Here is a 13,924-nt window from a genome sequence, read left to right as displayed (position 1 = left end):
AAATGCCTCTCCGATCAATGAATCGCGAGCGGCACTTCCTTTTCACAGCGATTGCGTCCTGCCTGTTTGGCCCGATAAAGAGCACGGTCTGCGGCGTTGATGAGATGACTATAATCCGGATGACCGTTGAATGCAGCTACGCCGATGGACAGCGTGACCGTCTGATGTGCGCCATCCGGGAGGTTCAGTGGCTGATGCGCAATCTGTTTGCGCAGTTCTTCGCCAATTGCAAAAGCCTTGTGCTCGTCGGCCTCTACAAGAGCGACCAGAAATTCTTCGCCACCATAACGGAACACGAAGTCGCTCGGGCGGCAAAGCGACAGGATCGCTTCAGCCACCTGCTGGAGAACGGCATCGCCACTACTATGCCCGTATGTATCGTTGATGTTCTTGAAGTGATCGATGTCGATCATCAGAACACTCAGGTTCATAGCCTTCTGCGAGGCCATGCGGACCTCGCGGGTCAGGATCGAAGGCATGAAGCGGCGATTGAGCGCACGCGTCAGTGGATCGCGTCCCGTTTCCATGGCCGCCGCCGTCTGAAACAGTTCGGACAGCAGGAATTTCACTTCACCGATCTTGGTTTGAAACTGTGCGAGCAAAGCGGGGAGTTCAGCCGGGTTATCTTTGCGAGCCTTGCTGATGGCAGCCAGCAGCACTTCATCGATATGCTCTACGTTCCGGCGGATGTTCTCCAACGTGCCAGAGTTGGAAAACATCAGATCAGCCTTATGCTGTAACCACAGCCCGAAATCTGAGCTTGCGAGCGCGTGAAGCGGATTGTCGGAATTGCCATAAAGGTTGAAGAGAAGCGACTGGCTCCATTCCATAAGCGCTGCACGCTGCGATTCTCGCTCCAACGGAAAATCATGGCTTAGCGTGAAAGCCCGATAGGCTTCGTCGGTCTGGGCGCTTTCACGTGCATCTTTCACAAAAGCCTGGCTCATGATTTCAATCGCGATGTCGATGGCATTGCTGACATGCACGATCAGGCGCGCCAGAGCCTCGCGTGATGCAACCTCCAGCTCCAGCTGACGAACGATTTCGTTTTTGAGCAGGCGTGCCCCCTGCATGACGACGTGGATCGGCACGTCGATACGGGCGTGAACTTCGCCAACCTTGCGCTGTTCATGAAGGAATGCATCAACATCGTCAGCGGTTCTTTGAAACATTTTCAGAAGCCAGTCGCTCAACGAATTATGCAGTCGCTCCTGTACTATCTTTTGGGACAGAAATGTTGCCGCATCGCGATTACTCATCAGGCGGTCATAGAAAACGCCGACAAATTGCTCACGGTGACGGTTGATTAAGTCACGGAGAAGGACGGCGTGTTCTTCGGAGAGGCCACCAACCAGTTCGACCCATTCGGCCTGGCTGGCACCCAGCCCGGTTTTCGACCCCCATGTAGCGGTGATTTCAGAGGTCGAATAATTCATGTTCCTACTCCTTGCCATGACCGCAAGGCTCCGCCCGCGACCGGTTTGAAACCAGCGCCTGATCGGCTTTGCGGATTGGAGATTCTGCGGTTTTGCCCTTGCTTTAGATGGGCAGTGTGCGAACTCAACAGGCTCCTGATATCGTGACTTTCTTAAAAATCTTTCCGCAAAATCGTAGCTTAACAATTGGGGTGCTTTCGAAGGCGTTTTTTGTTGGCCGCGCTCGAGATTGATAGAGCATCGTAAGATTAAGTGACTTTACCGGATAACCGATTGGCCTACCTATCTGCGGGCAAGATTCCAATTCTGGCCAACTCTGGAAAGGAACCCAGAATGAGATTGACACTACTTTCTGCGGCGCTCGCGCTTTTCGCGGTGACCGCTTCTGCCGAAGCGGGCGCCCCCGTTGCTCCAGCAGTACCGGCTGTTGCTGTCGATGGCGTTGGCTCCGCCATTCAGGTCGATTATCGCTGCCGTCGCGGGATGGTCCGTACGCCGAGCGGTCGCTGCGTTACTGATCGCCGCTGGCGGGATGATCGTCGCGGGTGGGACCGCCATTCACCACGCTACTATCGCGAACGCGACCGTGATCGTCGCTGGCGCCATGAGCGCGACCGTCATCGTGATCGTGTTTATATCGAACCGCGTCGCCGCGGCCCACATAACTAAAAAGAAAAAGAGCAGCGGTTTCGCTGCTCTTTTTTATACTGGCTCGGCTTGTGTGTCTGAAAGACTGTCGAGTTGCGGAAATACATCCGGTGTCATAGGGGCCAATACATCAATTATCAGTCCGTCTGGTGCAAAATTGATATCGCATTTGGCCCTGAGTTCACCCGTCAGAACGGAATAGAGCAGCCGCTGGCCGAAACCGCGGCGGGTAGGGCGTTCGACCTGGGGCCCTCCGCCTTCAACCCAGCGCATATGAAATTTCCGTTCGCCCTGGTTTTCGACGACATCCCAGTTGAACTGGACCGTGCCGTTATCGTTGGAGAGAGCGCCGTATTTTACGGCATTTGTTGCCAGTTCATACAAGCCAAGCGAGAGCGAGACCGTTACGCGGTCGCTTACAATGAGCTCTGGACCACGGGTTCGGATTCGATGGCCGAATGTGCTGTTGAAAGGAGCGAGTGCGGTTTCACAGATCTGGCCGATCGTTGTGCCCGTCCAGTCCTCCCTGAGCAGCATATCATGGGCCTGACTGAGAGCACGCAACCGCTCGCTGAACAGTTCGTTTGCGGTTTGTGGATCGGTGGCATTCCGCAAGGTCTGGTTGGCGATCGATTGCACCATCGCCATCGAGTTCTTGAAGCGATGAGAAATTTCGCGTGTTACGAGTGCCTTGTCCGCCTCGGCTTTTTTTCGTTCGGTGACGTCGATGACGATGCCCAGAAGCGTAGGCGATTTGCCCGGCAGGGCTTTTGCGCGGGTTTCCACCCAGCGCACCTGACCCAGCCGGTTGGTGATGCGATATTCCACCCGGAAAGACTTGCCGGTCGTGAAAGACTCCTGTGACCGCTGGATTAGCGTTATCCGGTCTTCAAGCACCACCATGTCGATGATCTTGTCGTAGTTGACTGGCTCGTCCGGCGTCAGTCCAAAAATACGCCTGTATTCCGCCGAACAATTGATTTCACCAGTATGATAATCTCGCGTCCAGAAGCCGACATTCGCCACTTCGACGATATATTGCAGCTGGTCATAGCTGCGCTGCTTTTCGATTGAAAGCGTTTCGCGTTCTTTTTCGAGTTCAACGAGTTTTCCGAGTTCCAGCGTCACGTCGAGCTGCGATGAAACGAAGTGATGAAGCTCACCTGCCTCTGTTTTGACCGGGGAGATATGAAGTCTATTCCAGAATGGTTCGCCTGACTTCTTATAGTTCAAAATATCGACATCGATTGACTGTTCCGCTTCCAACGCCGTGCGGATGGTCTCGATATGCTTCGGATCTGTGCCAGGTCCCTGAAGGAAGCGGCAATTCTTTCCGATGATTTCATCGGACTTATAGCCGGTCAGGTTCTGGAAAGCCTTGTTTGCAAAGACGATAGGATTGTCCGGCAGACGGGGATTTGTGATGAGCATTGGCATAGGCGTCAGTTCAACTGCCGCCGTGAAAGGATTCGCTTCCTGGGAAAAGGATGCTCCCAACACTGTTACGGACGGCTGTACTCTTGTTGCCAATGCAAACCCCACTCGCTGAAAACGCTTACAAGCTGCCCTACTTCACGCAAGTTATCCGATTGTCGCTTAATTTGCTAACAAAAATAATGGAATAGCCAGAACGAATTATTGCCTCTTCCGTTAAGCAGCAGAGGAACCAGCTGTGTGTTGCAAGGTGAAAATAAGGTGCGCGCGTAATTTTCCGACAATATTCAGCGGGCATTCATAAACGAACAGCAATGATGGCATCATTGAAATGGAGAAGCACAGGATGAACACCTTCAAAAAGATGATGGTTGGCCTTGTCGGTACAAGCTTTCTGATCGGCGCAATGGTTCCGGTCTCGGCTGCACCTGTCATGCCAACTGCGCCTGCGGCAAGCAATGAAAATGTTCAGCAGGTTCGTGACGATCGCTGGCGTCGTGGGCCGGGACACGGACATTGGGGTGGACACCGACCTGGTTATCGTCCGGGCTGGCAGGGTCGCCCTCACTATCGTCCGGGGCCGGGTTACTGGAATGGCTATCGTGGCGACCGCTATTATCGCCACGGCTATCGCCGCCATAATGACGGATGGTGGTATCCGCTCGCAGCATTCGGTGCTGGCGCAATCATCGGTGGTGCGATTGCCGCTCCGCCACCGCCGCCTCCAGTCTACCGTGCACCGGCTTACGGTTACAGCAACTCGCACGTTCAGTGGTGCTATAATCGTTATCGGTCCTATCGGGCGTCCGACAACACTTTCCAGCCGTATAACGGTCCACGTCAGCAGTGTTATTCACCATACTGATAGTGGAAATTCGTTAAATTCAATGGAGCCGCCCTTTTATGGGCGGCTTTGTTTTTGTGGACTAAGTCTATCAACTGCATCGATCAGTAATTGTCATCCATATCAGTGCATTCTAAAAGGCGGTCGGGGTAAGATTCCGGGGTGCATTTGTTGTATCGCTTTCGGTCTCCCCATTTCATAACGAAGCGCTAGAGGAGACGGGATGCGCCAGATTTTACCCAAAGCATTGGCCGGTATAGTTATACTCGGCATACTGAGCGTAGTACTTGGTTCCTGGTACACGATTGACGAAGGTGAGCGCGGCGTTGTTTTGCGCTATGGTGCTGTTTCCGGCGTTGCACAGCCGGGGCTCGGCTTCAAAATTCCTATGATCGATTCGATTGTGCGTATATCGGTGCAATCCAAGGCTGCGATCTACAACAGCATGGAAGCCTACAGCCGCGATCAGCAGCCTGCCACGATGAACCTGTCGGTCAACTATCGTATTCCACCAGACCGAGTGGAAGAAGTCTATGCGACTTACGGTGGTGAGGAGGGCCTGTTGTCCCGCCTTGTCGAGCGGCGCGTTTTCGAGGAAAGCAAGACCGTTTTCGGCAAGTTCAATGCTGTTGAGGCGATTCAGGAGCGTAGCCGTCTCAATCAGGAAATCGCCGAGGCGATTCAAAACAGTGTTCGCGGTCCGGTTATCATCGATACGGTGCAGATCGAGAATATCGATTTTTCGGACTCCTATGAACAATCCATCGAACAGCGCATGCTGGCCGAAGTTGAGGTGCAGCGTCTCCGTCAGAATGCAGAGCGCGAAAAAGTGCAGGCTGAAATCACCGTGACGCAGGCAAAAGCGCAGGCCGACGCACGCCGTGCCGAAGCCCAGGCTCAAGCCGATGCCGTTCGCCTCCAGGCTGAGGCCGATGCGGAGGCGATACGGGTAAAGGGTGAAGCGGAAGCAACCGCAATCAAGGCGCGCGGCGATGCACTTCGTGACAATCCGGGTCTTGTGGCACTGACACAGGCCGAACGATGGGACGGCCAGCTGCCCAGCACGATGCTGCCGAACGGGGCTATCCCCATGTTGAACCTGAACAGTTCCCAGACACAGCAGAAATCACCCGATTACTGATCGGTGAAGCAAAGAGCAGCGTGGCGGTAATTGTTTGATTTGAAACGCATCTTATCCGCCGCGCTGTTCATAGCCTTCGACTTTTTCCCCATCCATCTTCTGACGCAAGTGCTGCTTGAGCTTATCAAGCTTGTCTGTGTCCCACCCAGTCACGCCGGTGACCTCCAGCCACGCATCGACATAATGTTCTGGAGCATAGACATGCCCGTGTCCTATCGGTGTGGTGGTGCCAAACGCCATGTCGAGCGCCAGTTGCAGCATGGTGACAACCGGATACCATCGTAATTCCGGCGAAACGTCGGGCCCGCGCGGCGTCTGCATCCAGTCAGGCTGACGGTAGAATGATAGGCTGTCGAAGAAAGTCACCGGATCGCTGGCATATTGCAGATAAACCACGCGCATCGGTCCCCAGCGCGTTCCGTTTCCTGGCGCTTCGCCATTCTGATTCATGAAACGCGCAAAGGAGCCGTCACGGAATACGGGCAGCCATTCAGGCGTTCCCGGATTCCTTCGCCTCGTCATGGCTTTCCAATCGCGGCTTGGGAAAGGGGGGCCGCTCCACAAAGCGCCGTTGATTGGATCGTCGAGCATTTCGAAAAGCTCGGAGGAGACTTCCGAGTTCATTGCGCCGAGGCTCAATCCATAAAGATACAGGCGAGGACGCTGATTGTGCGGCAGCTCTTTCCAGTAATTATAGACGGTGATGAACAGGGCTCGGGAAGCTTCTGCTCCGTATTCTGGTTGAAACAACAACGACAAAGGACTGGAAAGATAGGAATATTGCATGGCAACGCTGGCTACATCGCCATTGTGCAGAAACTCCAGTCCGTCCATGGCTGCGGGATCGACCCAGCCCGTACCGGTTGGAGTGATGACGACCAGCACAGAACGTTCAAAGCCACGCTGACGTTTTAATTCCTCCAAGGCCAGTTCGGCCCGTTGTTCAGGTGTATCGGCAACTTGTAGACCCGCGTAGACCCGTATCGGATCGATGGCCTTTTCACCGGTCAACGCAGCAATATCGGCAGCCTTGGGACCTGAGGAAACGAACTCGCGTCCGGCCCGCCCCAGCTCGTTCCAATGCAAAAGCGAAGCGGCGCTACCAGTCTCGTTCGATGCTGTCGGTTGTGGGCGATCCGGTTCGATCAAAGCGTCAAATTCGCGAAACGAACGATCCAGAACCTTGAAAGTGGACTGGATGAGCAGGCCGTTGGAGATGGTCCAGATGAGCACGACTGTGATCGTGACGCCCAGGACATTGGCTAACCGCCGAGGCATGACGAGTTGCACTTTGGCGGAAACGAACTTCCCCAGTCGAATGAGAAGGCGAACCAGAATCAGCAGAAGCAGAAATGTAAGCACAGCCAAAGCAGAGACGCTCATAGGATAGGCGCTCGGCACCGGCTCCATATCCATGACTGCACGAACTGAGTTCTGCCAGCCCGCGGCAAAATAAAGTGCTGCGATGGCGACCGCGAGACAGATGACACCAACAATAAGATTGACCCGGCTGCGTAGCCGGTTTCGGGGTTCTGGCAATTCGAGATAGTGCCAGAGCCAGCGCCACAATACACCGATGCCATAACCGGCTCCGAAGGCAACACCTCCCAAAATTCCCTGCATGACATAGGTTCGCGGGATGAGGCTTGGGGTGAGGGCTGCGGCAAAAAACAGCGTTCCGAGCGCGATGCCCACGCCGGACAAGGAACGTCGGAAATGAGAAAATGCCTTGGTGGCCAGAGACATGAAACACCGCGCTGTTCGATTATCCTGATGAAACTAGCTTTAGCACGACCGCGCGGCAAGGTCCTGCCCCAGGGGAAAGCGAAAGCGGATAGTCTTGTTTGTGCACATCGGGATTCGGAATCGCTTTCCTATCAAGGCGTATTCAGTAGTCCAACCAGCATTAAAAACACCAGTTCTGTAACGCAACGCGATGAGACGTGTCCCTGACCTGTGATTTTTTGAATTTATGTTGGAGAAACCTCATTTTATGGTGTTGACCAATCCGTAAGTCGCCCTTATGTTCCGCCGCACTTCCGGGGGCGATTTGCTCCTTCAGGGAGCGCGTAGCTCAGCCGGTAGAGCAACTGACTTTTAATCAGTAGGTCCAGGGTTCGAATCCCTGCGCGCTCACCACTTCTTCCTCCAGTTTGTTCGTTTCACCTTTGTCGCAGTGACTTTGTTCAGCAAGAATGTCATGAGTTATCATGACCTTGCGTAGACGAATTATTGGCGATCGGTCGGATACAGCCCTTTGGGTCGTATCGATGGCGCTTGTTATTCTTCTACAGGGGCTGGTAACGGCTTATGCGCAAGCTTCCATGGCTGCGTGGAGTGCTGACCCTTCATCTGTGATCTGTTCGGTTCACTCGACGCCGGTCGATGCAGAGGCTCCCCTGAAGGACCTCGCCAGGCATTGCTGCTCGACCCTGTGTCAGGCTGCATGTGCTATCGGAACCGGGCTGATGGAGCAACCAGTCGCGGTATGTTTCGATTCGATTGTTACGAAAGACACTGTCGCTTTTTCTTTGGCCGTTCGTGCCCCTCCTGGCCAGTTTGTTACGGCTACGCGGGCCAGAGGCCCGCCCAGTTTGCACGATCTTTGAAAAACGAAGCCGCCGCTCCGCGACGGCAATTTCATATCGTTTGGAGATATCGATGCAAAACCATCGTCCTATCGTGGTGGCCGAGGCTGGCTGCACACGCAATTGCACAGATCATGCGCTGCGCTTCCCTCTATGTTCAAGGAGGGTTCCATGACGGATATGCTTCTTGAAGGAAAAGGTGAGGCACACGTACAGCATAATGCCACGAGTTCTACGAGCTCCGGCTTCCACGCCTTTGTCACACGACTTCATTTCTATGTCGGCCTGTTTGTAGGTCCTTTTATTCTGATCGCAGCTGTGACAGGCACACTTTATGTCCTCACGCCGCAGCTCGAAAATTATATCTATCGTGACCAGTTGCGTACCGCGTCGCTTGGAACAGTGCAGCCGCTGGCAGAACAGGTGAAGGTGGCCGAGGCATATATAGGCGATGGCCCAAGACTTTTCGCCGTGAGGCCCTCAGCCGGTCCGGGCTGGAACACACGGGTTATGTTCAACCAGCCTGGATTGGGAGAATCTGAAAGTCGGGCAATTTTCGTTGATCCCGTCACACTGGCAGTGAAAGGTGATCTCGTCGCCTATGGCACAAGTGGAACATTGCCGTTTCGCGCGGCAATTGACTATCTGCACCGCAATCTCATGCTCGGAAACTTCGGGCGTTATTACAGCGAACTTGCGGCATCCTGGCTTTGGATAGCAGCTCTCGGTGGTGTGTTGCTTTGGTGGTGGAAGCGGGATATCCGGCGAAAACAACAACAAACGAAAAACCAGCATCTGAAGACCCGCCGTTTTCACGGTCAGGTCGGTATCTGGATCGCTGTCGGGCTTTTGTTCCTTTCGGCAACCGGCATGACGTGGTCGCAACTGGCCGGTGGAAGAATTGACCAGTTCAGAGCAGCGGTTGGTTGGATTACGCCGTCGGTCTCAACCGCCCTGAACAAGGCAACAGATTCCAAGCGAGAACATAGCGCGCATCAAGGCCATGGCGATACGTCGGTGCCGTCCAGCGCGAGTGATGTGAAGGACTATGTTGGACAGCTGGATAACGTTTATCTGGCTTCGCGACAGGCGGGGCTGGACTCACCCATGGTCGAAATTCGGGTGCCCCGTTCATCGGATCAAGGCTGGCTGGTGCGTGAATACGATCGGTCCTGGCCGACGCAAGTAGATACGATTGCTCTGGATCCAAGCGATATGAGTGTTATCAGCCGGGCAGATTTTGAAACCTTTCCCATCATCGCAAAATTGATCCGCTGGGGCATCGATCTTCATATGGGCATCCTGTTCGGGATCGCCAATCAAATTGTGATGGCTGCACTTGGCTTGGCGCTCATTGTGATGATCGTTTACGGCTATCGCATCTGGTGGCAGCGGCGCCCACCGACGGGATCGAAGCCGAGAACATTGATCGCAAGCTGGAAGCGCCTCTCTGTCGCGCAGCAAGTCGGGGTTGTAATCGCTTCTCTTGCTATCGGCTGGGCTTTGCCGCTGATCGGAATCAGTCTGATTGCATTCCTGTTGGTTGATTATGCGCGTTGGCAACTTGACGGTCGAAAGTCCGCTGTCGGCTGAACCCTCAAACTGGCGTCCGTCATGCGGATGCCAGTTTCGACAGAGCTGTCAACTGGCTGGCCGTGGTGGCAATCCGGCGCGGGCACGCATCTTTTCAAGCAAGCTGGCGGCGATAGGCTCATAGTTTTCATCAAAGTGATGACCGCCTGCCAGTTTCATGACTTCCATGCCTTTCAGCTCTGTAGCAGTACAGGCGGTATCGTCTTCTTCTTCGCCGTAAACACAAACCACCCGGTCAAGCGGAATGGTCGAAATGGCCGGAACAACATTCTTGTCGCCATCCATTCCAAGCCAGCCCTCGATGGATACCTGAAAGGTCGTCGTTGTTTCGACACCGAGAAGCCCGATCATTTTCGTCCGGTCCTGTATGGTGGGGTCGAGATATTTCCACGCAAAGGGGAATGTATCGGCACCGAACGAATAACCCAGGACTGCAACCGGCAATTTGTTCGTTGGGTCTGCCTTCTTGATCATGGCCGTCGTGTCATTGGCTATTTCTTCCGGCGTTCGCTCTGACCAGAAATAGCGCAGCGAATCGACGCCAATGACGTGAACGCCATGAGCCTGCAGCCATTCACCAATGGATTTGTCGAGGTCGCGCCAGCCACCATCGCCCGAATAGAAAACCGCAACCATTTCGGCTTTCCTACCCTTTGCGGGAAGGTCTACGACAGGCAGGGCTTCATTCTTGGCATCTTGATCCGCCATGGCAACGACATTGTCGACGGCCATTTTCAGACGTGCCGGAAACTCGGGCGCGGATTGGAGCACGGCGAAATTTTCCTGACGGGCCGTAACCGGATTGTTTGTCGGCGATCCGGCGGGACTGATCACAAGGGCAGGGGCCGGAATGGCGGCATTGAAGCCATAGGTGAAGCCACCATCGGGAGCCTTGGTTGCATCAGCTTTCTCCGTGCACGAAGGCAAACGGGTCTTGGCCGGAACAGGATCAAGCGACACAGCACCAGCAATGGTCGCATCCGGTGAATCCGAGGCAGCCGCGTAAGCGATAGTGCCTCCCTGTCCAATACCTGCCAGGACAGGGTGAAAATAGACGCCTAGATCAAGCCCGCGTAAGGCTTCCTTGGCGATGGCTTCGAAATCGGAGTCCAGATAGTTGCACTCGCCGTCCTCCTTATCGAGCGCGGCGCGCCATGGGCCAAGCTCGACGGGCAGAACGATCATGTTCCGGGCAAGCATGGCATCCATGAACTTTTTTTCGCGATCACCGATGCCGCCGTCGTCGCTCAGCAGAATCGCAAGGCCGACGGGGTCGTTCTTCGGCATATAAACCGGAATATTGGACAGTCTTTCAGCACTTGCATGGATAACCGGTTCGTCGGAATCGGTTATTTTCGTCCAGAGCCTTGCGATTTTACCGGTATGCATCGCGCCGTAAACGCCCGCAGCAGCCACCAGAACCAATCCGAGCACAGTAAAGAGAACACGTCTTTTCGTCATTTGCGGATGAACTCCAATGGGCTGCCATTGATAAGGGTTGTGGCATCAAGAAGTGCGCGCGGGGTATCAAGCCCGCCGGGGCAAACCATGTAATGAGGGGTCCAGACTGGATCGAATTTCTCCTTGAAAGCTTTTAGGCCGTCAAAGTGATAAAGATCGGCGCCGCGCTTGTAGATGAAGGAACCGAAACGGTTCCATCGGGATGCCAGCCTGCTGCCGCTCAGGCCGGAAAGCGGGGCGGCGCCAAGATTGAACCACTTGTAACCCTCTTCCTTGCTGGCCATCAGCAGTTTTGCAAACAGCGCGTCCATCAGGAGCTTGTGCACGTTCGGCATATAGCGCATGAGGTCGACAGTAATTTCATGTTTATCCGCACCACGCCACATATTGGCGAACGCCACGATTTCTCCGTTACTTTTCAAGACGGCGACATCGAAACGTTTCATATATTCGTCATCGAAGTAACCCAACGAGAACCCCTTTTCGCTGCCCGACTTGAAATCGAGCCAAGCGTCGGAAATCTCTCGCAGGCGAGGAATGAGCGGAGGCACGTCGGCTGCCGGGATGATTTCAAACGTCAGGCCGTCCTTGTCGATCTTGCGGGCGGCGTAGCGGAATGGCTGGCGACGGGGGCTGTCGAGCGAGAAATTGGTGAGGTCGACGCGAGCCACTTCACCGAGCTTCAATGCAACCAGTCCCATATCCAGAAACAGCGGCAGGCTTTGCGGGCCAACGCCGTAAAATACGGTTCGTAAGGCAAGCTTGTCAGCCAGCGCGTGAAATGACCATGCAAGCTCCCTGGCCGTCTGTTCGTTGCCGATAGGGTCGCCAAGCGCAATCAGGCTGCCGCCGGATTGCGCATACATGATGAAGGCGCTGTTGTCGGGAGCGAGAAGGAACTGCTTGTCTCCAAGCAGTGCCAGTGCCGCATCTGTGTGCGGCCATCGAGCGACCAGTTCGGGCACGGCATCGGGTATAGAATAATCCACCTTCCGTTTGCGGTGACCGTTTCGGTTGATAAGCGAATAGAGGCCGGCGGCGGCGACCACGGCAAAAACAAGCACAGTCGCCCGCAGGAACCGGGGTGCGTTGCCGTTCCAAGCGAAATCCCACCAGAGGTCATTGGAATATTCCACATGCCGATAGACGAAAAAGCCAAGCCATGTGGAAACGAGGACGGTTGTGCCGACGGTTGCGATCCAGTTCCAGCTCAAGTCGAACGGCCCGGAAATGGGTCGTCGATAGAACGAATCCCTGAACCCCCAGAGCGTGAAGGCGAAAATGCAGAGAATGGTCGCTTCCTCCCAGTCGAGGCCCTTAGCCAGGGAAAAGGCAGCGCCACTGAGGAGAAGGATCAATGCGGCCACCCACGCTCGCGCAAGCCGCTTCGACAGGCCACGCGCCACGATGAGCAGCGCAACGCCGACGAGGCTGGCAGCAAGATGCGACATCTCCATGAGAGATTCAGGAACGATGTCGGAGAGGACTTCCACGCGGTAGCGAAGGTCCGGCGTTGCACCGGAAATGAGAAGGATGATGCCGCCAAGAAAGATGATACTGGCAGAAAGACTCGGGATAAGCGGTTCCACCAGACGTTTGGCGAAGCGCGCCTGTTTGCCGAGCATATGGCGACGGCGCATGATCTCCCATATGAGAATGCCTGCCGTTGCCACAACAAGCGGCAAAACGGTGTAGATAAGCCGGTACGCGAGAAGTCCTGCAATGGCATCCGGTTTTCCGCCCAGGCCAAGGCCCGCAATGATCGTCGCCTCAAAAGCTCCAAGACCACCTGGAGCATGACTGGCAATGCCCAGCACAATGGCGATCACATAAACCAGTGCAAATACTGCAAAGCTTGGCACTGCATCGGCAGGCATGAGGACATAGAGAGTAGCAGCTGCAGCACCCACATCCACCAGTCCGGCAAAAATCTGGGTCAGCGCGCCTTTGGAATTCGGCAGGCGCAAGCTGAACGAGCCTATCATGAAGCTGCGCTGTTCATGCGACAGCCAGTAGATCAGCCAGCCGATACCGCCCAGAATGGCGATGCCAGCGACAATATCTATGCGGGAATCGATGGCGGAGAGCCATGGAACATCTTGCGGGTCAATGAGAAGTGCCGCACCGACCATAATAATCAGCGCGAACCAGATGGCGAACCACGATGTTCCAACGATCTTGCCTATATCGGCGAGACTGACGCCTTCGGCCGCGTAGATGCGATAACGCAGAGCGCCTCCGGTCAGCAGGGAAAAGCCGAGCGCGTTGGAGATGGCGTAACCGGCTGCACCGGCCACGGCGGCAATACGGCGCGGTATCTGGTTGGGCGCAATCGTATCCACTGCCACAACGTCATAGAGAGCAACGGCTGCATAGCTCACCGCCGTGAAGAGCACAGCCAGACCAAGCGTCATCCATGATATGTTGTGAAAGGCTGCGAGCGTTTCCGTGCGAGACGTGTGCTGAAGCAGATTCTCCAGCACATAGATCGCCAGCAATGCAATCGCGATGCCGGCTATCGGAAACAGGAAATGTTGGTAGCGTTTGAACCAGCCCGAATGTCTTGTCGACGCCGCAGATGGTGTTGAAGGCACTTCATCATCAATAAGGCTCATAGGAACGTCGTCCGGTTGGAGCAATATATTATAAATCGCGCAATGATCTCGATTTAGGGCGAACTTGTGTTCGAGCGAGATGCCGCATTGAAAATATTCTAAGTAGAGCAGAAGTTGGTCTATATAAGCCTGCGGTTGGGCCAGACCGCAAGTGATTTGATAGA

10 protein-coding genes and 1 tRNA gene are annotated in these 13,924 nt (G+C 54.8%); 6 read left to right on the top strand and 5 right to left on the bottom strand.

The features are described from left to right. Nucleotides 1-14: 14 nt before the first annotated feature. Nucleotides 15-1,436 carry a GGDEF domain-containing protein gene (locus MKS82_RS20075; protein WP_109986585.1) on the bottom strand — a complete coding sequence of 474 codons (1,422 nt, stop codon included), beginning with the start codon at nt 1,434-1,436 and terminating at the stop codon, nt 15-17. Between the two features lie 333 nt (nt 1,437-1,769). Between MKS82_RS20075 and MKS82_RS20070 the strand changes: the two genes are divergently transcribed. Further along, complete coding sequence (locus tag MKS82_RS20070) at nt 1,770-2,105, top strand: hypothetical protein (protein WP_109986586.1); 336 nt, start codon at nt 1,770-1,772, stop codon at nt 2,103-2,105. Between the two features lie 33 nt (nt 2,106-2,138). Here MKS82_RS20070 and MKS82_RS20065 read toward each other — a convergent pair whose 3' ends face one another. Beyond that, nucleotides 2,139-3,581: an HWE histidine kinase domain-containing protein gene (locus tag MKS82_RS20065; RefSeq protein WP_276313453.1), complete on the bottom strand. Its 1,443-nt coding sequence runs from the start codon at nt 3,579-3,581 to the stop codon at nt 2,139-2,141. A 283-nt stretch (nt 3,582-3,864) separates the two neighbouring features. Here MKS82_RS20065 and MKS82_RS20060 point away from each other — a divergent pair, with 283 nt between their 5' ends. Further along, the gene (locus tag MKS82_RS20060) at nt 3,865-4,383 is read left to right on the top strand and encodes a BA14K family protein (RefSeq protein WP_109986588.1); all 519 of its coding nucleotides are present in this window, start codon (nt 3,865-3,867) and stop codon (nt 4,381-4,383) included. Nucleotides 4,384-4,585: 202 nt separating this feature from the next. Continuing rightward, entirely contained in the window at nt 4,586-5,503 is a 918-nt protein-coding gene (locus tag MKS82_RS20055) for a prohibitin family protein (RefSeq protein ID WP_109986589.1), read from the top strand. A 51-nt stretch (nt 5,504-5,554) separates the two neighbouring features. Here MKS82_RS20055 and MKS82_RS20050 read toward each other — a convergent pair whose 3' ends face one another. Next, nucleotides 5,555-7,249: an alpha/beta hydrolase gene (locus MKS82_RS20050; RefSeq protein ID WP_109986590.1), complete on the bottom strand. Its 1,695-nt coding sequence runs from the start codon at nt 7,247-7,249 to the stop codon at nt 5,555-5,557. Between the two features lie 317 nt (nt 7,250-7,566). Between MKS82_RS20050 and MKS82_RS20045 the strand changes: the two genes are divergently transcribed. The 3 genes from MKS82_RS20045 to MKS82_RS20035 all read left to right on the top strand — a co-directional run bounded on the left by MKS82_RS20045 (nt 7,567) and on the right by MKS82_RS20035 (nt 9,684). Further along, nucleotides 7,567-7,642 (top strand) — tRNA-Lys (locus MKS82_RS20045). Between the two features lie 71 nt (nt 7,643-7,713). Beyond that, nucleotides 7,714-8,112 carry a hypothetical protein gene (locus MKS82_RS20040; protein WP_146206470.1) on the top strand — a complete coding sequence of 133 codons (399 nt, stop codon included), beginning with the start codon at nt 7,714-7,716 and terminating at the stop codon, nt 8,110-8,112. A gap of 150 nt (nt 8,113-8,262) precedes the next feature. Continuing rightward, complete coding sequence (locus MKS82_RS20035) at nt 8,263-9,684, top strand: PepSY-associated TM helix domain-containing protein (protein WP_109986591.1); 1,422 nt, start codon at nt 8,263-8,265, stop codon at nt 9,682-9,684. 48 nt (nt 9,685-9,732) lie between these two features. Here the strand turns inward: MKS82_RS20035 and MKS82_RS20030 are convergent, their stop codons facing one another. Both MKS82_RS20030 and mprF read right to left on the bottom strand, forming a co-directional pair. Beyond that, on the bottom strand, nt 9,733-11,145 hold the full coding sequence (locus MKS82_RS20030) for an AcvB/VirJ family lysyl-phosphatidylglycerol hydrolase (RefSeq protein WP_181394239.1): 1,413 nt from the start codon (nt 11,143-11,145) through the stop codon (nt 9,733-9,735). Next, nucleotides 11,142-13,760: a bifunctional lysylphosphatidylglycerol flippase/synthetase MprF gene (gene mprF / locus MKS82_RS20025; protein WP_240579197.1), complete on the bottom strand. Its 2,619-nt coding sequence runs from the start codon at nt 13,758-13,760 to the stop codon at nt 11,142-11,144. Before mprF ends, MKS82_RS20030 begins: the two co-directional genes overlap by 4 nt. Nucleotides 13,761-13,924: the final 164 nt, after the last annotated feature.

Source organism: Ochrobactrum sp. A-1 (genome assembly GCF_022488005.1).
In the GTDB taxonomy this organism is placed as follows: Bacteria; Pseudomonadota; Alphaproteobacteria; order Rhizobiales; family Rhizobiaceae; genus Brucella.
The sequence above is the reverse complement of the archived record's forward strand: the minus strand, read 5'-3'. Positions and strand labels throughout refer to the sequence as shown.

What these genes read in the sequence shown, in the direction of transcription:
- MKS82_RS20035 (WP_109986591.1), top strand. Translation starts at nt 8,263, where the DNA reads ATGACGGATATGCTTCTTGAAGGAAAAGGTGAGGCACACGTACAGCAT.
- MKS82_RS20055 (WP_109986589.1), top strand. Translation starts at nt 4,586, where the DNA reads ATGCGCCAGATTTTACCCAAAGCATTGGCCGGTATAGTTATACTCGGC.
- MKS82_RS20060 (WP_109986588.1), top strand. Translation starts at nt 3,865, where the DNA reads ATGAACACCTTCAAAAAGATGATGGTTGGCCTTGTCGGTACAAGCTTT.
- MKS82_RS20075 (WP_109986585.1), bottom strand. Translation starts at nt 1,436, where the DNA reads ATGAATTATTCGACCTCTGAAATCACCGCTACATGGGGGTCGAAAACC.
- MKS82_RS20070 (WP_109986586.1), top strand. Translation starts at nt 1,770, where the DNA reads ATGAGATTGACACTACTTTCTGCGGCGCTCGCGCTTTTCGCGGTGACC.
- MKS82_RS20050 (WP_109986590.1), bottom strand. Translation starts at nt 7,249, where the DNA reads ATGTCTCTGGCCACCAAGGCATTTTCTCATTTCCGACGTTCCTTGTCC.
- mprF (WP_240579197.1), bottom strand. Translation starts at nt 13,760, where the DNA reads ATGAGCCTTATTGATGATGAAGTGCCTTCAACACCATCTGCGGCGTCG.
- MKS82_RS20030 (WP_181394239.1), bottom strand. Translation starts at nt 11,145, where the DNA reads ATGACGAAAAGACGTGTTCTCTTTACTGTGCTCGGATTGGTTCTGGTG.
- MKS82_RS20040 (WP_146206470.1), top strand. Translation starts at nt 7,714, where the DNA reads ATGACCTTGCGTAGACGAATTATTGGCGATCGGTCGGATACAGCCCTT.